At 67.9% G+C, this 23,685-nt stretch carries 20 protein-coding genes; 14 read left to right on the forward strand and 6 right to left on the reverse strand.

Annotated features, from left to right (window positions below; genetic code table 11):
* Positions 1-915, reverse strand: coding sequence for a LysR family transcriptional regulator (locus tag HMPREF2581_RS29135; RefSeq protein WP_078455726.1), 915 nt, complete (start codon positions 913-915; stop codon positions 1-3).
* A gap of 94 nt (positions 916-1,009) precedes the next feature.
* Between HMPREF2581_RS29135 and HMPREF2581_RS29140 the strand changes: the two genes are divergently transcribed.
* On the forward strand, positions 1,010-1,441 hold the full coding sequence (locus HMPREF2581_RS29140; RefSeq protein ID WP_003139067.1) for a VOC family protein: 432 nt from the start codon (positions 1,010-1,012) through the stop codon (positions 1,439-1,441).
* A gap of 106 nt (positions 1,442-1,547) precedes the next feature.
* Here the strand turns inward: HMPREF2581_RS29140 and xthA are convergent, their stop codons facing one another.
* Positions 1,548-2,360, reverse strand: a complete 813-nt coding sequence (gene xthA, locus HMPREF2581_RS29145) for an exodeoxyribonuclease III (protein WP_003089983.1) — start codon at positions 2,358-2,360, stop codon at positions 1,548-1,550.
* A gap of 144 nt (positions 2,361-2,504) precedes the next feature.
* Here xthA and HMPREF2581_RS29150 point away from each other — a divergent pair, with 144 nt between their 5' ends.
* The 9 genes from HMPREF2581_RS29150 to HMPREF2581_RS29190 all read left to right on the forward strand — a co-directional run bounded on the left by HMPREF2581_RS29150 (position 2,505) and on the right by HMPREF2581_RS29190 (position 14,745).
* On the forward strand, positions 2,505-3,218 hold the full coding sequence (locus HMPREF2581_RS29150) for a GNAT family N-acetyltransferase (RefSeq protein ID WP_003139068.1): 714 nt from the start codon (positions 2,505-2,507) through the stop codon (positions 3,216-3,218).
* Between the two features lie 133 nt (positions 3,219-3,351).
* Positions 3,352-5,091, forward strand: a complete 1,740-nt coding sequence (locus HMPREF2581_RS29155) for an autotransporter assembly complex protein TamA (RefSeq protein WP_003139071.1) — start codon at positions 3,352-3,354, stop codon at positions 5,089-5,091.
* A complete protein-coding gene (locus tag HMPREF2581_RS29160) occupies positions 5,088-8,753 on the forward strand; it encodes a translocation/assembly module TamB domain-containing protein (RefSeq protein WP_003139073.1) in 3,666 nt (1,221 codons plus the stop codon). Before HMPREF2581_RS29155 ends, HMPREF2581_RS29160 begins: the two co-directional genes overlap by 4 nt.
* 134 nt (positions 8,754-8,887) lie before the next feature.
* Positions 8,888-9,523, forward strand: coding sequence for a CDP-alcohol phosphatidyltransferase family protein (locus HMPREF2581_RS29165; protein WP_003139074.1), 636 nt, complete (start codon positions 8,888-8,890; stop codon positions 9,521-9,523).
* A gap of 89 nt (positions 9,524-9,612) precedes the next feature.
* Positions 9,613-11,373 carry a bifunctional alpha/beta hydrolase/class I SAM-dependent methyltransferase gene (locus tag HMPREF2581_RS29170; RefSeq protein ID WP_003139075.1) on the forward strand — a complete coding sequence of 587 codons (1,761 nt, stop codon included), beginning with the start codon at positions 9,613-9,615 and terminating at the stop codon, positions 11,371-11,373.
* Positions 11,373-12,722, forward strand: a complete 1,350-nt coding sequence (locus HMPREF2581_RS29175; protein WP_016254202.1) for a phosphatase PAP2/dual specificity phosphatase family protein — start codon at positions 11,373-11,375, stop codon at positions 12,720-12,722. The genes HMPREF2581_RS29170 and HMPREF2581_RS29175 overlap by 1 nt, the downstream gene beginning before the upstream one ends.
* Complete coding sequence (locus tag HMPREF2581_RS29180) at positions 12,715-13,167, forward strand: hypothetical protein (RefSeq protein ID WP_003139079.1); 453 nt, start codon at positions 12,715-12,717, stop codon at positions 13,165-13,167. Before HMPREF2581_RS29175 ends, HMPREF2581_RS29180 begins: the two co-directional genes overlap by 8 nt.
* An 11-nt stretch (positions 13,168-13,178) precedes the next feature.
* Positions 13,179-13,808: a lysophospholipid acyltransferase family protein gene (locus tag HMPREF2581_RS29185; RefSeq protein WP_003112154.1), complete on the forward strand. Its 630-nt coding sequence runs from the start codon at positions 13,179-13,181 to the stop codon at positions 13,806-13,808.
* Position 13,809: 1 nt separating this feature from the next.
* Complete coding sequence (locus HMPREF2581_RS29190; protein ID WP_003089962.1) at positions 13,810-14,745, forward strand: phosphatidate cytidylyltransferase; 936 nt, start codon at positions 13,810-13,812, stop codon at positions 14,743-14,745.
* A 188-nt stretch (positions 14,746-14,933) separates the two neighbouring features.
* Here the strand turns inward: HMPREF2581_RS29190 and HMPREF2581_RS29195 are convergent, their stop codons facing one another.
* Positions 14,934-15,929 carry an aldo/keto reductase gene (locus HMPREF2581_RS29195; RefSeq protein WP_003139082.1) on the reverse strand — a complete coding sequence of 332 codons (996 nt, stop codon included), beginning with the start codon at positions 15,927-15,929 and terminating at the stop codon, positions 14,934-14,936.
* 118 nt (positions 15,930-16,047) lie between these two features.
* Between HMPREF2581_RS29195 and HMPREF2581_RS29200 the strand changes: the two genes are divergently transcribed.
* From HMPREF2581_RS29200 to tpx, 3 genes are all read left to right on the forward strand, one after another.
* Positions 16,048-16,959, forward strand: coding sequence for a LysR family transcriptional regulator (locus tag HMPREF2581_RS29200; protein ID WP_003120066.1), 912 nt, complete (start codon positions 16,048-16,050; stop codon positions 16,957-16,959).
* A 155-nt stretch (positions 16,960-17,114) separates the two neighbouring features.
* On the forward strand, positions 17,115-18,464 hold the full coding sequence (locus tag HMPREF2581_RS29205) for an alanine/glycine:cation symporter family protein (RefSeq protein ID WP_003089954.1): 1,350 nt from the start codon (positions 17,115-17,117) through the stop codon (positions 18,462-18,464).
* A gap of 134 nt (positions 18,465-18,598) precedes the next feature.
* Entirely contained in the window at positions 18,599-19,096 is a 498-nt protein-coding gene (gene tpx, locus HMPREF2581_RS29210; RefSeq protein ID WP_003089950.1) for a thiol peroxidase, read from the forward strand.
* A 149-nt stretch (positions 19,097-19,245) separates the two neighbouring features.
* On the opposite strand, the gene HMPREF2581_RS29215 is transcribed toward tpx, so the two are convergent.
* The 3 genes from HMPREF2581_RS29215 to HMPREF2581_RS29225 all read right to left on the reverse strand — a co-directional run bounded on the left by HMPREF2581_RS29215 (position 19,246) and on the right by HMPREF2581_RS29225 (position 23,325).
* Positions 19,246-20,370: a pyoverdine biosynthesis transaminase PtaA gene (locus HMPREF2581_RS29215; RefSeq protein ID WP_003139085.1), complete on the reverse strand. Its 1,125-nt coding sequence runs from the start codon at positions 20,368-20,370 to the stop codon at positions 19,246-19,248.
* 196 nt (positions 20,371-20,566) lie between these two features.
* On the reverse strand, positions 20,567-21,892 hold the full coding sequence (locus HMPREF2581_RS29220) for a TldD/PmbA family protein (RefSeq protein ID WP_003139100.1): 1,326 nt from the start codon (positions 21,890-21,892) through the stop codon (positions 20,567-20,569).
* Positions 21,892-23,325 (reverse strand): TldD/PmbA family protein, encoded by a 1,434-nt coding sequence (locus HMPREF2581_RS29225; protein ID WP_003139101.1) that lies wholly within the window; start codon positions 23,323-23,325, stop codon positions 21,892-21,894. Before HMPREF2581_RS29225 ends, HMPREF2581_RS29220 begins: the two co-directional genes overlap by 1 nt.
* Positions 23,326-23,581: 256 nt before the next feature.
* Here HMPREF2581_RS29225 and HMPREF2581_RS33890 point away from each other — a divergent pair.
* A partial coding sequence (locus tag HMPREF2581_RS33890; protein ID WP_235221692.1) for a hypothetical protein occupies positions 23,582-23,685 on the forward strand: 104 nt, incomplete at its 3' end.

The raw sequence follows: 23,685 nt of genomic DNA on the forward strand, positions 1-23,685 counted from the left end.
TTACAGCGTTGGGGAATCATGGCCCTGCGCCATTGTCTCGGTCAGGAAGTCGAGAAACACCCGGGTCTTGCCGGCCAGTTGGCGCGATGGATAGACCGCGTGGATCGCCGTCTCGTCGGCCTTCCAGCCGGCCAGCAATTCAACCAGGCGGCCTTCGGCCAGTTCCGCCTGTACGTACAGCCGTGGGATCAGACTCAAGCCGAAGCCGGCGAGCAGGGCATCGCGCACCGCCAGGCTGGAGGACACCCGGTAACGCCCGGCGATAGGCACCGCTACGCACTCGCGGCCCTTGCGGAAGGTCCAGCGGTCGGCATGGCCAGAGAGGCTGAAGCGGATGCACTCGTGTTCGCGCAGGGCCTCCGGCCGCAGCGGCTGGCCATGCTGACCGAGGTAGGCCGGCGCCGCGCAGAGCACGTGCTCCAGGATCAGCAGCGGGCGAGCGACCAGGCCGGAGTCCGCAACCCGGTCGCTACCGCGCAGGGCCAGGTCGATGCCTTCGGCGATCAGGTCCTGGCGGCCGTCCTGCAGGAGCAGTTCCAGGCGCAGGTCCGGATAACGCTGGAGAAAAGCCGGAATGGCCGGGGTCAGGCAGGTGAGGGCGAGGGTCAGCGGGGCGCTGACCCGCAGCAGGCCGCTGGGGCCCTGCTGCATCGAAGTGAGCGCGGCGTCGGCGGCCTCGAGGTCGTCGAGGATGCGCTCCAGGCGCTGCCGGTAGACTTCGCCGGCCTCGGTCAGGCTCATGCTGCGGGTGGTGCGATTGATCAGGCGCACCTTGAGGTGCGCTTCCAGCTCGGCGACGTTCTTGCTCACGGCGGCCGGCGAGAGATTCATCTGCCGGGCCGCGGCGGCGAAGCCGCCATTCGCGGCCACGGCGCGGAAGACCTTGAGGGCGGTGAGGTGATCCACGGGGATAATTCACTGTCAGTAATCAATGAATCAGGGATTAAAGCATTATCAACCCGAGGTGTGCTGGCTAAAGTCTCGCCATAGTCCACGGTCCTAGAGGTGAATGACCATGCAACCCTTCGTCGTCGAACGTCTCGATCACATCGTCCTGCGGGTCCGCGACCTGGAACGCAGCATCGCGTTCTATCGCGATGTCCTCGGTTGCGTGGTGGTGAAGTGGCGCGACGACCTGGAGCTGGCCCATCTACGCCTGGGCACGTCGATGCTCGACCTGGTCGCGGTGTCCGGGTCGCTCGGCCGGGAGGGCGGTGCGGCGCCGGGTGGGGAAGGGCGCAACGTCGACCATTTCTGCGTGCGCATCGAGCCGTTCGACGAGGCCGCGCTGATCGCCCATCTCGAGGGGTTCGGCCTGGTCCCGCAGGTTCCCGCGGAAATCCGCTTCGGCGCCGAGGGCGACGGCTGGTCGCTGTACTTCTTCGATCCGGACGGCAATCGAGTGGAGCTGAAGGGGGCGCGGGTGGACAATCCTGCCTGAGGGAAAGGTCGCGCGCCGGATAGGGGGGCGTCGGCGAGATCGCCCGGGCCAGGCAGCGACCGCCTGAAGGCTCATCCGGGGATGAGCCTTTTCCTTAGGCTGGGTCTCAGGCCAGTTCCAGCCAGATCGGGGCGTGATCGGAGGGTTTCTCCATACCGCGCAGGTCGTAGTCGATGCCGGCGTCCTTGAAGCGCGACTGCAGCACCCGGCTGGCCAGGATCACATCGATGCGCAGGCCGCGCTTGGGGGTGTCCTCGAAGCCACGGCTGCGGTAGTCGAACCAGCTGAAGCGGTCGTTCACCTCCGGATTCAGGGCCCGGAAGCTGTCGACCAGGCCCCAGTTCTTCAAGGTAGCCAGCCATTCGCGCTCTTCCGGCAGGAAGCTGCACTTGCCGGTCTTCAGCCAGCGCTTGCGGTTTTCCTCGCCGATGCCGATGTCGCAGTCTTCCGGCGAGATATTGATGTCGCCCATCACCACCAGGGCCTGCTCGGGCTTGAAGCTGTTCTCCAGCAGCGACTGGAGATCGGCGTAGAAGCGCTGCTTGGCCGGGAACTTGGTCGGATGCTCGCGGTTCTCGCCTTGCGGGAAGTAACCGTTCATCACGGTGATCGGGTTGCCCTGGGCGTCGCTGAAGGTGCCCCAGATGAAGCGACGCTGGGACTCCTCGCCGTCGCTCGGGAAGCCGCGGTGCAGTTCCAGGGGCGCCTGGCGGGAGAGCAGGGCGACGCCGTAGTGGCCTTTCTGCCCGTGGTAGTGGACGTGGTAGCCGAGCGCCTCGATCTCGGCCTGGGGAAACTGGTCGTCGGCGACCTTGGTTTCCTGCAGCCCGATCACGTCGGGCTGGTGCCGCTCGATCAGCGCCGCCAGCTGGTGCGGCCGGGCGCGCAGACCGTTGATATTGAAAGAGACGATTTTCATGGTGGGCGTCCTGGCAAAAACAGGAATGCTAGCCCAGCCGGGGGATGCCTGGCGACCCTGGAGGCGCTGTGCTAGTGTCCGCCGGGTACCCGATGGCTGTGTGGCTTGGCGCTTTGCCGGCCCTGTGGTCTGCCGCGGACGGGGATGGCCAGGCCATCCGCTCGACCAATCGCCGTGGCGAAGCGTGCGTGTCGCTGCGCCGGCGGCCGACAAGGAATGCGTTCCATGCCTGATCAGGTCACCGATGTCCGTCTGCTCGACGACGGCTATAGCCGCGAAGTCCGCTCGCTTTTCTACCACGCCTACCGCCACGAACCGACCTTCGCCTACCTGATGGATGCGCAGCGCGCCGGCTACGACCAGCGCGTGCGTGCCTGCGTCCGGGAGATGGTCGAGCGCCATCTGGGCGAAGAGTTGCCGGCCATCGGCCTGTTCATCGACGATCGGCTGGTCGCGGCGGCCCTGATCACGCCGCCGCAGCGGCGCCTGGATATCACCGAGAGCTGGAGCTGGCGCCTGCGCATGCTGTTCAGCGTCGGCCTGGCCGCGACCCGGCGCTACCTGGATTACCACCGGGCGGTGCAGGCCTGCCTGCCGGTCGGCCCCCATCACCAGTTGCCGATGCTCGGCGTGCATCCCGAGTACCAGGGCAGGCAGATCGGCGAGCAGTTGCTGGCGGCCGTGCAGCGCTGGTGCGCCGAGGACTCCGCTTCGCAGGGGCTGGTCCTGGATACCGGCAATGCGCGCTACCTGGACTTCTACCAGCGGCACGGCTACCGCGAGATCGGCGAGGTGACGCTGGGAGCGGTGCGCGAGCACGTCCTCCTGCATCCTGGCGAGACGCCGGCGGCGACCTGAGCGTTCCCCCGGACGCGCGAGAAAAGCCATGCCTGTCAGGCGCTTGGCGTCATAAAACCCGAATGTCAGGAGGTGGTCGGCGGCGTCCGCGCAAATCTGGACGCGCGCCACCCGCCTGCGTAGCATCCGCGCCATGAGACTGACTCAAGGATTGTTCCGGTTCCCGCTGGCCGGGCTGCTGTGCCTGAGTACGGCCGCCTTCGCGGAGAGCCAGCTTAGCGTGCGCGTCACCCCCGCCAATGCCGCCCTGAAGGCCAATATCGAGGCCTATGTGGGTAGCCTCGGCGAGCGGGACGAAGCGGCGTTGCAACGTTTCCGCCGCAATGCCGAAGCGCAGGCGGAAAAGGCGGCCCAGGCGCTCGGCTACTTCCAGGCGCAGATCGACAGCGAGGTGAAGGACGGCAAGCCGCCGAAGCTCACGCTCAAGGTAGTGCCCGGCGAGCCCGTGCGCCTGCGCCAGGTGAATATCCAGGTGCTCGGCGAGGCCGCCAGCCTGGAGAGCTTCCGCTTGCCGTCGGGCAAGCAACTGAAACCGGGCGCGAAGCTGAACCAGGGCGTCTACGAGGACGCCAAGCGGCTGATCCAGAACCAGGCCTCGCGCTACGGCTTCTTCCAGGGCCGCTTCAGCACCCAGCGCCTGAGCATCGATCCGCGCGCCGGCATCGCCGACATCGACCTGGTCTACGACAGCGGCCAGCGCTACACCTTCGGCAAGGTGAGCTTCGACGGCGACTCGATCATCGAGGAAGAACTGTTGCGCCGCATGGTGCCGTTCAAGGCCGGCCAACCCTATGACTCCGAACTGATCGCCGAACTCAACCAGAACCTGCAATCCAGCGGCTACTTCGAGGGCGTGCGGGTCGACGCCGCGCCGACCCAGGCGCAGGCCGACGGCGCGCGCCAGGCGATCCCGGTAGCGGTCCGGCTGGAGGCGCGCAAGCCCCGGACCATGGGCGTCGGCCTCGGCTTCTCGACCGACGTCGGGGCGCGCGCGAGGTTCAACTGGACCCGCCATTGGGTGAATGCCGAAGGGCATAGCCTGGGATTCGAGTCGGAAATCTCCGCACCACGGCAGAACGTCGGCGCCTGGTACGAGATTCCCCTCGATCCGCCGCTCACCGACAAGCTGCGCTTCACCAGCGGCTACCAGTTCGAAGACCTGGTCGACACCGAGAGCAAGCTGCTGACCCTTGGCGGCGAATGGCACAGCAAGCAGCCCGGTGGCTGGCAGCGGGTGGTTTCGCTGAACTGGATGCGCGAGGAGTACAAGCTGGGCGACGACTCCGGGCTGAGCAGCTTCCTGATGCCGGGGATCGGCTACTCGCTGCTGGAGACCGACAACAAGGTCGACCCCAGCCATGGCTACCGCCTGCAGTTCAACGTCAAGGGGGCGAAGGAAGGCCTGCTGGCCGACGCCGACGTCCTCCATGTCGACGCCATGGCCAAGGGCCTGACCAGCTTCGCCGGCGGCCATCGCCTGCTCGGCCGCCTGCAGGTAGGCGGAATCGCCACCAACGACTACAAGTCGATCCCGCCCTCGCTGCGCTTCTTCGCCGGCGGCGACCAGAGCGTGCGTGGCTACGACTACCGGACGCTGTCGCCGGAGAATTCCGATGGCGACAAGATCGGCGGCCGCTACATGATCGCCGGCAGCGTCGAGTATCAATATCCGCTGGCCGAGCGCTGGCGCCTGGCGACCTTCGTCGACCAGGGCAACGCCTTCAACTCGCTGGACTTCCCGTCGATCAAGACCGGGGTCGGCTTCGGCGTGCGCTGGGTCTCGCCGGTCGGCCCGTTGCGCCTCGACCTGGCCCATGCGCTCGACGACGATGGCGGTTTCCGCCTGCACTTCTCCATGGGGCCAGAACTGTGAAGGCGCTGAAGATCACCCTGCTGGCCATAGTCGGGCTGCTCCTCGCGCTGCTCCTGGGACTCGCTGCGCTGCTCGGCACCCAGGCCGGCAGCGCCTGGCTGCTCGGCCGCGTGCCGGGCCTGCAGGTCAGCGGCTTCGAGGGTCGCCTCGGTGGCGCCTGGCAGGCACAGCGGCTGTCCTGGGCGCAGGACGGTACGCAACTGGTCGTCGAGCGGCCGGAACTGCGCTGGTCGCCGGCTTGCCTGGCGGGGCTGCGCCTGTGCCTGCAGCGGGTGGCCGCCGAGCGGGTCGCGCTGGACCTGCCGCCGAGCGGCGACAGCGCCGACAGCGGGCCGATCAGCCTGCCGACGCTGAAACTGCCGCTGAGCATCGAACTCGGCGAAGTGGCGGTCGGCAGCTTCCTGCTCGACGGCAACCAGCAGGTCGCCGAACTCAAGCTGGCGGCCCATTGGCTGGCCGACGGCCTGCACATCGACTCGCTGACGGCGCGGGGCTTCGGCCTGGACCTGGCGCTCCAGGGGCGCTTGCAGCCGAGCGGCGACTGGCCCTTGCAGGCCGAAGCCACGCTCGGCCTGCCCGCTCCCGAAGGCAAGCCGTGGAAGCTGGCCGTCCAGGTCGGCGGTGAGCTGCAGCAGGCGCTGACCCTGAAAGGCCGCAGCAGCGGTTACCTGGACGGCAGCCTGGAAGGACAGTTGCAGGCGCTGGCGGAAAACCTGCCGGCACGATTGCTGATCCGCGCCGACGGTTTCAAGGGTGCGGCCGGACTACCGGACACCTTGACCCTGAATGCCATCCAGCTCGATGCCGGCGGCGATCTCAAGAGCGGTTACCTGATCCGCGGCGGCGCCAGCCTGCCGGGCGAGGGCGGGGCGGTGGCGTTGAGCCTGGACGGGCGGGTCGACGCCCAGGGCGCGGATATCCGCCAACTGCGCCTGGACGCTGGCGGCGAGCAGCGCCTGGAGCTGGTCGGACGCCTGGACTGGCGCGAAAGCCTGGCCGCCGACGCGACCCTGGACTGGAAGGATTTCCCCTGGCTGCGCCTGTATCCGCTGGCGGAGCCGCCGCCGGTGACGCTGAAGACCTTCAAGGCGGAAGTGCATTACCAGGACCAGCGCTACCTGGGCAATTTCAGCGCGGCGGCGAGCGGTCCGGCGGGCGACTTCACGCTGGCCAGCCCGGTGTCCGGCGACCTCGTCCAGCTCAACCTGCCGTCGCTGCAGCTCCGCGCCGGGCAAGGCCAGGCCGAGGGGCGGGTGACGTTGCGTTTCGACAATGGCGTGGCTTGGGATACCGCCCTGCAGCTCAGCGAACTGAACCCGGCGTACTGGGTCGCCGAGCTGCCGGGTTCACTGGCCGGTCCCTTGCGCAGCCAGGGAAGTGTTCGCGACGAGCGACTGGCGTTGGGCGTGGATCTCGACGTCAAGGGTCGCCTGCGCGGCCAGCCGGCGCTATTCCAGGCGCGCGCCGAAGGCGAGGGGCAGCGCTGGACGCTGGGCAACCTCGACCTGCGCCTGGGGGATAACAAGGTGCAGGGCAGCGGGGCGCTCGACCAGCGCCTGCAAGGCCGCCTGGACATCGCCCTGAACCGTCTCGGCCAGCTTTGGCCGCAACTCTTCGGTCGCCTCGACGGACGCCTCGACCTGGCTGGCAGCCTCGCGGCGCCGCAAGGCAGGCTGAACCTCAAGGGACAGCAGATCGCCTACGCCGAGCAGCGCATCGCCGGCCTCGACCTGCAGGCGAACCTCGATGCCCGGCAGAACGGCACCCTGGCACTGGTCGCTTCCGGCCTGCGCAGCGGCGAAACCGATCTCGGCCTGTTCAAGGCCAATGCCCGCGGCGACCAACACCGCCAGCAACTGGAACTGGACCTGCAAGGTGCCTTGCTCAAGCTCGGCCTGGCCTTCGACGGGCAGCTGGAGCGCGGCAACTGGCGCGGTCGCCTGGCGCGCGGCGAGTTGAGCAGCGGCGGCCAGGACTGGAAGCTACAGCAGCCGGCGCGCCTGGAGCGGTTGGCCGACGGCAGGGTCAATTTCGGCGCACATTGCTGGGTATCCGGCGGCGCCAGCCTCTGCGGCGGCGAGCAGCGCCTGCTGCCCGAGCCGCGGCTGCGCTATACCTTGCGCGACTTCCCGCTGGACAGCCTGAAGCAATGGTTCCCCGAGGATTTCGCCTGGCAGGGCAAGCTGAACGGCGACCTGCAACTGGACGTTCCGGCCCGCGGCCCGAGCGGCGTGGTCAGCCTGGACGCCGGCAGCGGTACGCTGCGCCTGCGCGACCAGGGCCAGTGGGTCGACGTCGGCTACGACAGCCTGCGCCTGGAGAGCCGGCTGGCGCCCAACCGCGTCGATACCTCCCTCGACTTCCGCGGACCGAAGCTCGGCGAGTTGCGGGTGCAGGCGCAGATCGACCCGCGCCCGGCGAGCAAGCCGCTGAGCGGCGAGTTCAGCCTGGCCGGCCTCGACCTGTCGGTGGCGCGCCCGTTCGTGCCGATGGTGGAGAAACTGCAAGGCAGGCTGAACGGCAGCGGCCGGCTGTCCGGCGGCCTGCTGGCGCCGCGGGTCGACGGACGGGTGACGCTGAGCGACGGCAACATCGGCGGCGGCGAGCTGCCGACCAGCTTCGAGAACCTTTCCCTCGACGCTCGCATCGCTGGCGAAAGCCTGGAACTCGGCGGCGGCTGGCGCAGCGGCAGGTACGGCCAGGGCAGCCTGTCCGGCAACCTGAGCTGGGGCGAGGCGCTGAACGTCGCCCTGAACATTCGTGGCAACCGCCTGCCGGTGGTGGTCGATCCCTATGCGCAACTGGAGGTGGAACCGGACCTGAAGATCGGCATGGCCGGCCAGGAGCTGGCGATCTCCGGCAAGGTCCTGGTGCCGCGTGGCGACATCACCATCCGCCAGTTGCCGCCATCGACGGTCAAGGTCTCCGACGACGCGGTGATCGTCGGCTCCGAGCAGCCCGAGCAGCAGCCGCTGAAGATGAAGATGGACATCGATGTCGAGGTCGGCCAGGACAAGCTGGCGTTCTCCGGCTTCGGCCTCAGCGCCGAACTGGCAGGCCACCTGCACATCGGCGACAACCTGGATACCCGCGGCGAGCTGAACCTGAACAAGGGCCGCTATCGTGCCTACGGCCAGCGCCTGACGATCCGTAGGGCGCGGCTGTTCTTCGCCGGACCGATCGACCAGCCGTACCTGGATATCGAGGCGATCCGCCGGGTCGACGATGTGGTCGCCGGCCTGCGCCTGACCGGCAGCGCCGAGCAGCCGACCAGCGCGGTATTCTCCGAACCGGCGATGAGCCAGGAGCAGGCGCTGTCCTACCTGGTGCTGGGGCGGCCGATGAGCACCGGCGAAGACAGCAACATGCTCGGCGAGGCGGCCCTGGCCCTGGGCCTGGCCGGTAGCGCACCGCTCACCGGGGAAATCGCCAAGCAGCTCGGCATCCAGGACTTCCAGCTGGACACCGAGGGCACCGGCAACAGCACCAGCGTGGTCGCCAGCGGGAATATCACCGACAAGCTCAGCCTGCGCTATGGTGTTGGAGTGTTCGAACCGGCAAATACCATCGCCTTGCGCTACCAGTTGACCAAACGCCTCTATCTCGAAGCGGCGAGCGGCCTGGCCAGTTCGCTGGACCTGTTCTTCAAGCGCGATTTCTGACGGATGCGCTGATACGGGCCATGCGTAACGCATAAAAGTGTGTCACTTTTAGCGGCGCATCGACGTCGTAGAATGGAGCGGGCGCCGACCGCCAGGTCGGTGCCCGAAGCAACTCGGCACAAGGACTGGCTGACATGATTTCCGTCTATCAACTCAAACCGCGCTTTCAGAATCTTCTTCGTCCCGGCGTGCAGCGCCTCTACCAGCGCGGCATCACTGCCAACCAGGTGACCCTGGCGGCCTGCCTGCTGTCGCTGCTGGTCGGCGCGCTGGTCGCCGGTTTCGCCAGCCATCTCTGGCTGTTCGCCCTCGTTCCGCTGTGGATGTTCCTGCGCATGGCGCTGAACGCGGTGGACGGCATGCTCGCCCGCGAGTTCGGCCAGAAATCCGACCTGGGCGCCTACCTCAACGAACTCACCGACGTGATCGCCGACAGCGGCCTGTACCTGCCGTTCGCCCTGTTGCCGGGAGTCAATCCGCTGTGGGTGGTGCTGGTGGTGCTGCTGGCGGTGATCAGCGAATATGCCGGTGCGCTGGGCACCATGGTCGGCGCTTCGCGCCGCTACGACGGCCCGATGGGCAAGAGCGACCGGGCGCTGTGTTTCGGCGTGATCGGTGCCGGGGTAGCCAGCGGCCTGTTGCCGCTGGCCTGGATCGACTGGCTGATGTTGCTGATCGCGGCCCTGCTGCTGCTGACCATCGGCAACCGTGTGCGCCAGGGCCTGGCCGAGCTGGCCGCGAGTCGGCGGGGCCGCGACGAGCAGGCCTGAGCGGGAATGGGCGAGCACCATGGAGGTGGGCGCCCGCAGGAAGCAACCCCGCCGGGTTCCCGGCCGGGGCAACGACATAGGGACATCACATGCGCGACGTACAGGAATTGCGTTTCACCACCCACGACGGGGTAGAACTCTTCTACCGCCACTGGCCGGCCAGCCGCCCGGCGCCGGACGGCACGCGCCAGGCGGTGTTGCTGTTCCACCGCGGCCATGAGCACTCCGGGCGGATCGCCCACCTGGTCGACGAACTCGACCTGCCGGAACACGACTTCTTCGCCTGGGACGCCCGTGGCCACGGCCTCTCGCCAGGCGCCCGCGGCGACAGCCCGAGCTTCGCCACCAGCGTGCGCGACGTACAGACCTTCGTCGACCATATCCAGGCCGTCCACGGTATCGCCGAAGAGCGGATGGCGGTGGTGGCGCAGAGCGTCGGCGCGGTGCTGGTTGCCACCTGGGCCCACGACTACGCGCCGAAGGTGCGCGCACTGGTGCTGGCTTCGCCGGCGTTCCAGGTCAAGCTCTACGTGCCGTTCGCCCGCAGCGGGCTGAAACTGATGCGCCTGTGGCGCGGCAATTTCTTCGTCAACAGCTATGTCAAGGCACGCTTCCTCAGTCACGACCCGCAGCGGATCGCCTCCTACGACAGCGACCCGCTGATCGCCAAGGCGATCTCGGTGAACGTCCTGCTCGGCCTCTACGAAGCTGCCGAGCGGGTGGTAGCGGACGCACAGGCGATCCAGATTCCCACCCAACTGCTGATTTCCGGGGCCGACTTCGTCGTCCATCGTGCGCCGCAGGAGCGCTTCTTCGAGCGTCTCGGCAGCCTGCGCAAGGAAAAGCACATCCTGCCCGGCTTCTTCCACGACACCCTTGGCGAGCGCGATCGTCACCTGGCCGTCGGCCGTGCCCGGCGCTTCCTCCTCGAGGCATTCGCCACGGTCCCCGAACGACCGAGCCTGCTCGATGCCGACCGCCTGGGTCATACCTGCGCCGAGGCCGAGGCGCTGGCCGCGCCGTTGCCGAAGAACTCGCCGCGCGATCTCTACTGGCGCGCCACCCGTGCCGGCCTGCGCCTGGGCAGCCTGTGGTCGGACGGGGTCAAGCTGGGCTTCGACACCGGTTTCGATTCCGGGAGCACCCTCGACTATGTCTACCGCAACCAGCCCAGCGGCAGCGGCCCGCTGGGTCGCCTGATCGACCGCAACTACCTGGACTCCATCGGCTGGCGCGGCATCCGCCAGCGCAAGCTGCACGCCGAGGAGCTGCTGCGCCTGGCCATGCAGCGGTTGCGCGAGGAGCAGCGCGAGGTGCGCATCGTCGACATCGCCGCCGGCCACGGCCGCTACATCCTCGAAGCCCTGCAAGGCGTCGAGCCGCTGCCGGAAAGCATCCTTCTGCGCGACTACAGCGAGATCAACGTGCGTGACGGCAGCGCCCTGATCGAAAGCAAGGGCCTCGCCGGCATCGCCCGCTTTGTCAAGGGCGACGCCTTCGATCGCGCCGACCTGGCGGCGCTGCAACCGAAGCCGAGCCTCGGGGTGGTTTCCGGGCTCTACGAGCTGTTCGCCGACAACCGCATGGTCGGCGACTCCCTCGCCGGCCTCGGCGAGGCGCTGGAGGAGGGCGCCTACCTGGTCTACACCGGACAGCCCTGGCACCCGCAGCTGGAACTGATCGCCCGCGCGCTGACCAGCCACCGCCAGGGCCAGGCCTGGGTGATGCGGCGCCGGACCCAGGCGGAAATGGACCAGCTGGTGGCCGCCGCCGGCTTCCGCAAGATCACCCAGCGGGTCGACCAGTGGGGCATCTTCAGCGTATCGCTGGCGCAGAAGGTCGCCCGCTGATGGCGCCGCACGAGCCGGGGGTACTGAAACGGGCGGTGCTCTGGCTGCTGTTCCTCGGCCCGTTCTTCTTCGCCAGCTATGGCCTGGCCAACTGGTTGACCAGCCAGCGCGGCGACGTCGGCAGCCTGGTCTTCGACTGGGAACGCGGGATGCCGCTGTGGCCCTGGACCATCCTGCCGTACTGGTCGATCGACCTGCTCTACGGCCTGTCGCTGTTGTTGCCGCGGGACAAGCGCGAGCTGGACACCCACTGCCTGCGCCTGCTCAGCGCCCAGGTGCTGTCGGTGACCTGCTTCCTGCTGTTCCCCCTGCGCTTCACCTTCGAACGGCCGGAACTGGGCGGCGTGTTCGGCTGGCTGTTCGACGTGTTGATGGGGTTCGACAAACCGTACAACCAGGCACCGTCGCTGCACATCGCCCTGCTGGTAGTGCTCTGGGTCTGCTACGCGCGCTACGCCAGCGGCGCCTGGCGCTGGCTGCTGCATGGCTGGTTCGCGCTGATCGGGCTGTCGGTGCTGACCACCTGGCAGCACCATTTCATCGACGTGCCCACCGGCGCGCTGGCCGGTTGGCTGTGCGTCTGGCTGTGGCCGCAGGCGCAGCCCGCGCCGTTCGCCCGCGCCAGCCTGAGCCGCGACCGGCAACGGCGGCGGCTGGCTGCTCGCTACGGCCTCGGCGCGCTGGCCTGCGCCGCCGTCGCCTTTGCCGTCGGCGGTGCGGCGTTGTGGCTGTGCTGGCCGGCGCTGGCGCTGGCGCTGGTGGCGCTGAACTACCTGCTGTTCGGCGCCGCCGGCTTCCAGAAGGGCAGCACTGGCCGCCTGAGCGCCGCCGTGCGCTGGCTGCTGGCGCCATATCTGCTTGGCGCGTGGATCAACGCCTGGCTCTGGACCCGTCGCCGGCCGCAGCCGGACGAGGTGCTGCCGGGCCTCTGGCTGGGGCGCCTGCCGTCGTCCGCGGAACTGGCCGACGGCCGCTTCCGCGCATTGCTCGACGCTACCGCCGAACTTTCCTGCGAGCCGCAGGGGCTGGCCTATCGCAGCCTGCCGTTGCTCGACCTGGTCGCGCCGGACGTCGAGGACTGCCGGCGCGCCGCCGCGCTGATCGACGAACTGCTGGCGCAAGGGCCGCTGCTGGTGGCCTGTGCCCTGGGCTATTCGCGCAGCGCCACGCTGGTTGCCGCCTGGCTGCTGCTCAGCGGCCGCGCGGCGGACGTCGAGTCGGCCGTGGCGGTGTTACGCCGGGCGCGACCGCAAGTGCTGCTGGGCGAGGCCCAGCGGCGGACCCTCGCGGCGTTGAGCGGGAGCGTGCCGGAGCCATCGGCGGAACTGGGCGAGGTGCGCCATGCCTGAGCAATCCCTGGCCCTGGTGGCGGCGCTGCTGCGCCGTGGCCGCGAGCTTGACCGGCTGTCCGCCGCACTGACCCTGCTGGCCATCGGGCTGGGCCTGTACCAGGCCGTGCAGGGCATCGGCTGGCGCTATTTCGCTGCGGCGATGCTGGCGATCGCCATGCTCGGCCTGTGGCAGAAGTACTGGGCGCTGCGAGTGGCCCTGGACGCCGAACTGTTCGAACGTTTCAGCCGCGCCGGCGACAGGCTGGAGGCGCAGACCCAAGACCTGGACCGGGCCCTGGCCGACCTCGGCCTGGCCCGCGCGGACGCCGCGGGGCGCACCTGGAACCAGCGCAGCCGCGGCGCCCTGCGCCTGCTACGCTGGCAGGCGCTGGCCTGTGGCGCCCAGTTCCTGCTGGCCTTGTCGTGCCTGTTGTCGATCCCTCTATTCAACGCTCAAACCTGAAGAGTCTTCCCATGCTCGAATCAGTCGTCGCCTATGGCATCATCGCCGGCGCCCGCGCCATCACCGGCTTGCGCAGCCTCTGGCTGGGCACTACGCCGATCCCCAAGCAACGCATCTATTACGCCAACCACAGTAGCCATGGCGACTTCGTCCTGCTCTGGGCCTCGTTGCCGCCGGAGGTGCGGCGGCGTACCCGGCCGGTGGCGGGCGCCGACTACTGGAACAAGGCCGGCCTGCGCAGCTACGTGATCAACAAGGTGTTCAACGGCGTGCTGGTCGACCGCCAGCGCAGCGATGCCAATGCCAATCCGCTCGAACCCCTCGACCGCGCCCTGGACGGCGGCGATTCGCTGATCATCTTCCCCGAGGGCACCCGCAACCTGGACGACGAGGTCAAGCTGTTGCCATTCAAGAGCGGTATCTACCACCTGTCCCTGGCCCACCCGGAGGTCGAGCTGGTGCCGGTCTGGCTGGCCAACCTCAACCGGGTCATGCCCAAGGGCCGCATGCTGCCGTTGCCGCTGCTCTGCACCCTGAGCTTCGGCAAGCCGCTGGTCGCCACGGCGGAAGAGGGCAAGGAGGCGTTCCTCGAACGAGCGCGCATGGCCCTGCTGGACCTGGCGCCGGAAGAGGAGGCCTGAGATGAACGAACAGACCTGGATGCTCTTCGGCGGGATCGGTGCGCTGCTGCTGCTCGCCTCGCTGGTCGGCTTCGTCCTCAAGTGGCGCGCCGGTCCCGGCCCGAACGCGGTGATCGACAACCTGAACGCTCGGATCAACGCCTGGTGGGCGATGGTCCTGGTGATCGGTTTCGCCTTCTGGCTTGGCCAGGCGGCGGTGATCCTGCTGTTCTATGGCGTGTCGTTCTACGCCCTGCGCGAGTTCATCACCCTCACCCCGACCCGGCGCAGCGACTACCCGGCGCTGGTGGCGGCGTTCTACTTCGTGCTGCCGATGCAGTACCTGCTGATCTACATCGACTGGTACAGCATGTTCTCGATCTTCATCCCGGTGTACGTGTTCCTGCTGTTGCCGATCCTCGCCTCGCTGGGCGGCGACACCAAGCACTTCCTCGAGCGCGCCTCGAAAGTGCAGTGGGGCCTGATGCTGGCGGTGTTCTGTATCTCCTTCGTGCCGGCGCTGCTGACCCTCGACATCCCCGGCTTCGAGGGGCGCAACCTGCTGCTGATCGCCTACCTGGTGATCGTCGTGCAGCTCTCCGACGTGATGCAGTACATCTGCGGCAAGCTGTTCGGCAAGCGCAAGATCGCTCCCAACCTGTCGCCGTCGAAGACCGTCGAAGGCTTCGTCGGCGGCATCGCCCTGGCCACCGCCATCGGCGCCTCGCTGTGGTGGATCACCCCGTTCAACCTCTGGCAGGCGGCGCTGATCGCGCTGCTGATCAACCTGCTGGGCTTCTTCGGCGGCCTGGTGATGTCGGCGATCAAGCGCGACCGTGGGGTCAAGGACTGGGGGCACATGATCGAAGGCCACGGTGGCATGCTCGACCGCCTGGACTCGGTGTGCTTCGCCGCGCCGATCTTCTTCCACGTGGTGCGCTACTGGTGGACGCCCTGAGGTTCGCCCGTCGCCGTTTCCCCGCCGTGTAGGCAGCCAGGAAATTGCGAGCGATAGAGACTCGTAGGGCGAATACCGCCACAGGCGGTATCCGCCGATACCCCGGATAAGCGGCGGATAACCGCAAGCGGTGATTCGCCCTACAACCAGGCTCCGGCATACGGGGACGTGACCGCAGCTTCACTGTCTCAGAGATTGACCAGGCGCATGCCTTCCTCGCTATAGCGACTGCCGGCGACCGCCTCGGCGGGGAAGATCGCATCCAGCTCGGCCAGTTCCGCCGCGCTCAGGCGCAGTTCCGTCGCGGCGACGTTCTCCTCCAGGTAGCGCCGCTGCTTGGTGCCGGGAATCGGGATCAGGTCATCGCCCTGCGCCAGCACCCAGGCCAGCGCCAGTTGCGAGGGTTTCACGCCCTTGGCCGCGGCCAGTTCGCCGACCTTGTCCACCAGCTTCAGGTTCTTCGCGAAGTTCTCGCCCTGGAAGCGCGGGCTGAAACGACGGTAATCGTCGGCGGCGAAGTCTTCCGGGCGCTTCAGGGTGCCGGTAAGGAAACCTCGGCCCAGCGGGCTGTAGGGGACGAAGGCGATGCCCAGGCGACGGCAGGCGGCGAGCACCCCGGTGTCCTCCGGATCGCGAGTCCACAGCGAGTACTCGCTCTGCAACGCGCTGATCGGGTGCACCCGGTGGGCACGTTCGAGGGTTTCCGCCGAGGCTTCGCTGAGGCCGATGTGGCGGATCTTGCCGGCCTTCACCAGGTCGGCGAGGGCGCCGACGCTGTCCTCGATGGGCACCTGCGGGTCCATGCGGTGCTGATAGTAAAGGTCCAGGCGGTCGGTACCGAGGCGCTTCAGGCTGCCTTCGATGGCGCGGCGGATATACGCCGGGCTGCCGTCGACGCCGCGCGCCTGGGGATTGGCAGGGTCGCGGATGATGCCGAACTTGCTGGCCAGGAACACCTGCTCGCGTTTGCCGCGCAGGGCCTCGCCGAGCAGTTCCTCGTTGCTGTGCGGGCCGTACATGTCGGCGGTATCGAAGAAGTTCAGCCCGAGTTCCACGGCGCGATGCAGGGTGGCGATGGCCTCCTGGCGGTCGCCGCCGGTGGTGTAGAAGTCGGTCATGCCCATGCAGCCGAGGCCGATGGCGGAGACGGAAGGGCCGTTGTGGCCGAGTTGACGGGTTTTCATGTGTCGAGCCTCGCGGGAGGGAAGGAAAACGCCGTCATTCTTCGCTCCGCATTGGCCTGGATAAAGCCCATAATTACGGTTTTACCATTCGTATTTTCCAAATAATCGAGGACGTCCGATGGATCGTTTCCAGGCCATGCAGGCCTTCACCCGCATCGTCGAGCTGGGCGCCTTCGGCAAGGCCGCGGACAGCCTGGAGCTGCCGCGCGCCAGCGTGACCCAGGCGATCCAGCAACTGGAGGCGCACCTTGGCGTGCAGTTGCTGCAGCGCACCACCCGCCAGGTCAGCCTGACCCTCGACGGGCAGGCCTACTACGAGCGTTGCGTGCGCCTGCTGGCGGACCTGGAGGAGGCGGAAAGCTGCTTTCCACGCGTCCTGAACAACCCGCGCGGGCGCTTGCGGGTCGACCTGCCGGGCGCACTGGGGCGGATGCGGGTGATTCCGTTCCTGCCGGAGTTCTGCGAGCGCTACCCGGAACTGGAGCTGCAGTTGAGCAGCAACGATCGCCTGGTCGACCTGCTGCGCGAGGGTGCGGACTGCGTGCTGCGGGTCGGCGAGCTGCACGATTCCAGCCTGGTCGGCCGGCACCTGGCCGACCTGCCGCAGGTGACCTGCGCCAGCGCCGCCTACCTGGAGCGTCATGGCCATCCGCGGCAGCTCGCCGAACTCGGCGGGCACCTCGCGGTGAACTACCAGTCGCCTTCCAGTGGGCGTACCTTCGACTTCGAGTTCAGCGTCGACGGGCGCCTGCGCACGTTGCCGATGCGCAGCCGGGTCAGCGTCAACAACGCCGATGCCTACGTCGCCGCCTGCCGGGCCGGGCTCGGGCTGATCCAGGCGCCGCACTATCACGTCGCCGCCGGCCTGGCCGACGGCAGCCTCCGACAAGTGCTCGGCGAATGGTTGCCGCCATCGCTGCCGCTGCATGCCGTGTATCCCTCGCAGCGCCAGTTGTCGCCGCGGGTGAGGGTGTTCGTCGACTGGCTGGTGGAACTGTTCGGTCGCCAGGCGGCCGGCGAGACGCAATGAGACGCAGGCTTTCCGGGTGAAGATTTTTCTCGATTTCGCCGGGATAACCTCGTTAGGATCGGCAGCCTTGGCCTGTCGAGCAGGGATGTTCGTCCGAGTTCCGGATGCCCACTGCCGCCAGGCCGCATTCATTCGAACAAGAATAAGGATCGCTGATGGAAAGCTTGCAGAAGTGGGTGGTCGACCTGAACGGCGTGGTCTGGGGGCCGTTGATGCTGGTGCTGATTCTCGGCACCGGCCTGTACCTGATGCTGGGGTTGAAATTCATGCCCCTGGTGCGCCTGGGAGTCGGCTTTCGCCTGCTCTGGCAGGGGCGTAGCAAGGATGACGAGAGCAGCGGCGAGATCAGCCCGTTCCAGGCGCTGATGACCTGCCTGGCGGCCACCGTCGGTACCGGCAACATCGCCGGGGTGGCCACGGCGATCTTCCTCGGCGGCCCGGGCGCACTGTTCTGGATGTGGTGCACCGCGCTGGTGGGAATGGCCACCAAGTTCTCCGAAGTGGTGCTGGCGGTGCACTACCGCGAGAAGGATGAGCGCAACGAACACGTCGGCGGTCCGATGTATGCCATCAAGAACGGTCTGGGCAAGCGCTGGGCCTGGCTCGGCGCGGCCTTCGCGCTGTTCGGCGGGCTCGCCGGCTTCGGTATCGGCAACATGGTCCAGGTCAACAGCATGGCCGATGCCCTGGAGGTTTCCTTCGGCGTGCCCGACTGGGTCACCGGGGTCGCCACCATGCTCGTCACCGGGCTGGTGATCCTTGGCGGCATCCGCCGTATCGGCAAGGTCGCCGAAGCCCTGGTGCCGTTCATGTGCGTCGGCTACATCGTCGCCTCGGTGATCGTCCTGGTGGTCCATGCCGAGGCGATTCCCGGCGCGTTCCAACTGATCTTCACCCACGCCTTCACGCCGATCGCCGCCACCGGCGGCTTCGCCGGCGCAGCGGTGATGGCGGCAATCCGTTTCGGCGTCGCACGCGGGATCTTCTCCAACGAGGCTGGCCTCGGCACCGCCGGCATCGCCCAGGCCGCCGGCACGACCCATAGCGCGGTGCGTTCGGGCCTGATCGGTATGCTCGGCACCTTCATCGATACCCTGATCATCTGCAGCCTGACCGGCCTGGCGATCATCACCTCGGGCGTCTGGACCAGCGGCGCCAGCGGCGCGGCGCTGTCCTCGGCGGCGTTCGAGGCGGCGATGCCGGGCGTCGGCCACTACATCCTGTCGCTGGCCCTGGTGGTGTTCGCCTATACCACCATCCTCGGCTGGAGCTACTACGGCGAGCGCTGCTGGGAGTACCTGGTGGGCACCCGGGCGATCCTGCCGTTCCGGATCGTCTGGACCCTGGCGATTCCGTTCGGCGCCATGACCCAGCTGGACTTCGCCTGGCTGGTGGCGGATACCCTCAACGCGCTGATGGCGATTCCCAACCTGATCGCCTTGCTGCTGCTGAGTCCGGTGGTGTTCCGCCTGACCCGGGAGTATTTCGCCAAGGCCAGGAGTTGAGCCTCGGGGGACGGCGACGCTCAAACCCGAGGTTTTCGCTCGGGTAAAGCGTGCTAGCATCGTCGCCGGCCCCGAATGCTTCCGCTGCCGGCCACAGGGCCGGCGGCTTCTCACTGACTAGAAGGATCAACGCAATGGCTCAAGTGACTCTCAAGGGCAACCCGGTCAACGTCGATGGCCAGCTCCCGCAGAAAGGCGCCCAGGCTCCGGCCTTCAGCCTGGTCGGCGGCGACCTCGCCGACGTGACCCTGGAAAACTTCGCCGGCAAGCGCAAGGTGCTGAACATCTTCCCCAGCGTCGACACCCCGACCTGCGCCACCTCGGTGCGCAAGTTCAACGTCGAGGCCGGCAAGCTGGCCAATACCGTGGTGCTGTGCATTTCCGCCGACCTGCCGTTCGCGCAGAAGCGCTTCTGCGGCGCCGAAGGTTTGGAGAACGTAGTCAACCTGTCGACCCTGCGCGGTCGCGAGTTCCTCGAGAACTATGGCGTGGCCATCGCCAGCGGCCCGCTGGCCGGCCTGGCCGCGCGCGCCGTGGTGGTGCTCGACGAGCAGAACAAGGTGCTGCACAGCGAACTGGTCGGCGAAATCGCCGACGAGCCGAACTACGCGGCGGCCCTGGCGGCTCTCTGAGCCCCACGGCCAACCCGCTTCGTCCCATGACTGTCAGCCAGGCTGGCTGGTAACGGGCGAACCCGATTCCCTTGGCTGCTCGCCTCGGGCTATGAGCAGGGCGGATAATCGCAGCGCGGTCATCCGCCCTGCGTCGCAGAGACGCAGCGCTAGCGCATGGCGACCTGGTGGCGCCGGCTGACGCTGGCGAAGGCGCTCCGGAACGCCTGCATCTCTTCCTCGCTGCCTACCGTCACGCGGACCCAGTTGGGCCAGGAGGCCCACGGGCGGCCGACGTGCACCCGCTGTTTCTCCAGTTCGGCGATGACCAGCTCGGCGGGACGGCGCATATCCACCATGAAACAGTTGGACTGCGAGGCGGTGCAGCGGAAGCCCTGCTGGCGCAGCCAGGCGATGGTGCGCTCGCGGACCTCTGCGTTCTGCTGCTTGCGCCGTGGCACCAGATCGTCGTCACGCAGGCTTTCCAGCCCGGCGTGGGCGGTCGGCGAGGGCACCACGTTGTGGCCGCCGAAGCGCTCCAGCCGCGCCAGCAGCTGCGGATGCCCGATGGCCAGGCCGAGCCGGGCGCCGGCCATCCCGTAGAGTTTCGAGAAGGTACGCAGGACCAGCACATCCTGGCGCTGGACGGCCAGGCCAACGACGCTGGGTGCGTCGGAAAAATGGATATACGCCTCGTCGACCAGCACCACGCTGCGCTCGGGCTTGCGTTCGATCGCCCTGACGATCCGCTCGTGCGGGGTGAGGGTGCCGGTCGGGTTGTTCGGGTTGCAGATATAGATCAGCCCGGCGTCGCGTTGCGCGGCGGCGAGCATGCGCTCGATGTCGTGGGCCGCCTCGGCGTCCAGCGGCACGGCAGCGACCTTCGCCCCCTGGGCCTGGGCGGCGCCGAGCACGGAGTCGTAGGAGGGATCGGCCATGACCAGGCTGCGCTCCTTGCCGGTGAACGCCGCGACGGCGTATTGCAGCGGCTGGCGCGAGCCGCAGTAGGCATGCACGGATTCGGCGGGGATGCCGTTCTGTTTGGCGAACAGGCCGACCAGGGCGTCCTGCGCGTCGTAGTCGTAGCGGCCGCAGAGCGCGGCCGCCTGCTGCATGGCGGCCCTGGCCTTGGCGGAGGGGCCGTAGGGGCTTTCGTTGAAATCCAGGAAGGTCTCTTGCGGCTTCCCGGCGGCGCTTGTCGCGCCGCTCCCGGCGAAGGCTCGCGGGCTCAGCAGGATGCTGCTGGAGGCCAGGGCGGTCAGGGTCACGAACGAACGACGACTCAAAGCGGGCATAGCTTCACCTCCGTGTACCGAATGGGATATGCGTGCGGTGGGTTCCTCTCGGGCGTGTGTCACCAGAGTGGAGAACGAGGAGGGAGCCGGTCCGTTTATGGTGGCGTGATAATGGCGCCAGAATATCGGCGGGTGTTCTTCGGATTGCGCACGCGGCGCTCCCGGGCGGCGAACCGCCGGGGAGCGCCGCGCGGGCTCAGAGCGTGAGGGTGAAGCGCCCGGTCAACGCGCCCGGCAGGTGCATCGAGTCGGTCTGGCGTTCGCCGTAGGTATTGCTGGACAGGCGCAGTTCGCGCTCGTGGCTGAGGTCTTCCAGGTGGGCACCGAGGAAGCTGTACAGGCTGTCGTCGAAGCGCATGGTGCTGACCGGCGCCCGGATCTGGCCGTTCTCCACCCAGAAGGTGGCGAAGCGGGTCATTCCGGTCAGGCGCGCGGCGGGCATGTCCGAGTAGTTCAGGTACCACAGGTTGCCGATGTACAGGCCGGTATCCAGGGCCTCGAGGATGCGCGCCTGTTCCAGGCTGCCGCCGGCCATGTCCAGCGCCGTGGGCGCCTCGTTGGCCCCGGCGCCATTGGCTACCAGGCCGTATTCGCGGGCGCTGCGCGAACTCACCAGGCGTCCGCTCAGGCGGCCGTTGCCGACCAGTTCGACCTCGGCGCGCGGCGAGCCTTCCGCGCTGAATGCCGGGGAGGGCGAGGTGGCAGGGCGCTCGGCTAGGTTCAGCAGCGGGCTGAGCAGGGCGTCGCCGTTCTGCAGGCGTTGCAGGGGGCTTTCGCCGGTAGCCAGGGCGCGCGCGGATAAACCGCCCCAGCAGAGCATCTGCATGACTTCTTCGAGCGCCGCCGGCGCCAGGTAGGCGCGGTAGTCGCCGGGGCGCAACTGGCGCAGCGGCTTGCCCAGGTGGCCGAGCTGCTCCCGGGCCTGTTCGAAGCGCCGGGCGAAGGCTTCGTCGTCCCAGCGCTGGCCGGCGTAGTCGGCCTTCACCGCCTGGCCGTTGCCGTGGAACAGGCTCCAGTCGAAGTTGAAGCTGCTGCCGGCATGCCAGCCGAAGGCGCCCCAGGAGTTGGCGAAGCCACGGAACAGCGGTCCGGCGGCATAGATGCCGACCAGGTCGAGGTCGCGCGCCTGGCGTTCGAGGCTGGCCAGCAGCGCGCCGCTGTCGGGCGCTGCGCTGAGGTCCTGGTTCTCTCGCTGCCAGGCCGTGGTGTCGAGCAGCAGATAGGGATCGGCGGGAATCCAGGCCAGGCTCTGGCGCAGTTGCCGAAGGCCTTCGGCCAGACGCTGGCGGTCTTCTTCCGGCGCGCCGGAGAGCGTCAGGTCGAGGCTCGCCTGGCGTTCGTCGCGGATCAGCCGGAGCAGCGCGCTGGCCTGGCGCACCCGGCCGGCCTGGCGCACCCGCGCCCGGTTGAAGCGGATGAACTCGGAGTCCTCGGCGCTGTACCAGAGGGTGAAGTCCTCGCCCTCGGCCAGATGCCGGCGCAGGTCCTCGGCGAGGGCTTCGAAATGCTGTCTCTGGTGCATCAGGCGTCTCCCCCGAATACGTCCACATCGCTGAATACGCAGGCCGGCGAGGCATGGCCGACACGGATCACCTGGTTCGGCTCGCCCTTGCCGCAGTAGGGCGTGCCGAGCACCTCGAAGGTGCCGGCGTTGCCCACCGCGCTGAGGTTGCGCCAGAACTGCGCGGAGATGCCTCGGTAGTTGGGGTTCTTCACCACGCCCTTGAGTTCGCCGTCCTCGATCAACTGGCCCCATTCGCAGCCGAACTGGAACTTATTGCGTGCGTCGTCGATCGACCAGGAGCGGTTGTAGGACATCAGCACCCCGCGCTCGATACCGGCCACCAGCTGCGCGAAGCTCTTGTCGCCGGGCTCCAGGTTGAGATTGGCCATGCGGTCGATGGGCGCGCGGTTCCAACTGCTGGCGCGGCTGTTGGCGACGCCCTCCAGGCCGCTGCGGTGTTGCGACAGGGCGCCGCCGAGCGGGCGCAGCAGGCGGCCTTCGCGGATCAGGTATTCCTTGCGCGCGAGGCTGCCGTCGTCGTCCTGGCGGTAGCTGGCCAGCTCCTCGGGGATTTCCGGGTCGAAGCTGACGTTGAGCAGGCTGGAGCCGTACTGGTAGCGACCGAAGTCCTCGGTCTTGATGAAGCTGGTACCGGCGTAGTTGCGCTCGTCGCCGAGGATGCGATCCAGCTCCAGCGGGTGGCCGATCGACTCGTGGATCTGCAGGATCATCTGGTCCGGCATCAGCAGCAGGTCGCAGCGGCCGCTCGGGGTGTTCGGCGCCGCCAGCAGTTGCAGGGCCTGGTCGGCGATGCGCGGCGCGGCGCCGACCAGGCCGAGGCGCTCGATCACTTCGGCGCCGCCCTGCTGGCCGGCATGGTGGCCGCCGAAACTGCGGGTCTGGCTGTCATGGCCGTCGTAGGCGGTGACGCTGGCGCCGGGATAGACGAAGCGCTGCTCGTGGTATTGCTCGGCGCCGGCGCTGTTCAGGTAGAGCTGTTCCTGGCGGCTGACTTCGAGGAATACGCTCCAGTTCACCAGGCGCTCGTCGCGCGGCACCTTGGCGGACTCCTCGGCGAGCAGTTCGTAGCACTCGGCGAGGGAGGGGAAAGGGGCGTCCTGGTTCGGCGAGCGATACTGCGAGCGGCCGCTTGCCGGCGGCAATCCGCGGACGTCGAACAGGGCGTGCCGGGCGATCCGCTCGGCTTGCCGCTCGGCCTGCTCCAGGGCGGCCTGCAGGCCGGCCGCGGAGAGATCGTTGGTGGCGGCGTAGGCTTCCACGCCGTTCAGCCGTACGCAGAGCATGGCGCCGCGGTCCTGGCTGAAGTGCGGCGGTTCGCTGACGTTGCGGCGCACCGAGAGGTACTCGCCGCTACGCTGGACGTAGCGCAAGGAGTGGAATTCGGCGCGGCTGCGGAGCGCCGCGAAGCGGTGTTTCAACGGGTCGATCATCTGTGCGTCCCTGGCCGATTGCGGAGTGGGCGAGTGCAGGACGCTCTATTTCAAGCCTTCGCCCGTAACGGAGCAAGCCGTTTGTTGTCATAGCCTGGTGCCAGGCTGCGGATGGCTCGCCGAAGCATGCGGGCGGAATGCCTAACTATCGGTAAAGCAAGGGTAAATAGCGGGTAAAGAGGCTTTGCCTGGGCCCCCGCAATGCTTATCGTGCAGCCTGGAAAAAGCGCCTCCGTTCTAAGCCTGAAGAAGAACCATGACTCCAACGACCGGTAAATCCAAGTTCCGTACCCTGCGCCCGTGGCTGATCACCGCCCTGGCCTTCGCCGCCGTGATCGGCCTGGTGATGTGGCTGGGGGG

Origin of the sequence: Pseudomonas sp. HMSC057H01 (assembly GCF_001836405.1) — a bacterium.
GTDB classification, from domain to species: domain Bacteria; phylum Pseudomonadota; class Gammaproteobacteria; order Pseudomonadales; family Pseudomonadaceae; genus Pseudomonas; species Pseudomonas aeruginosa.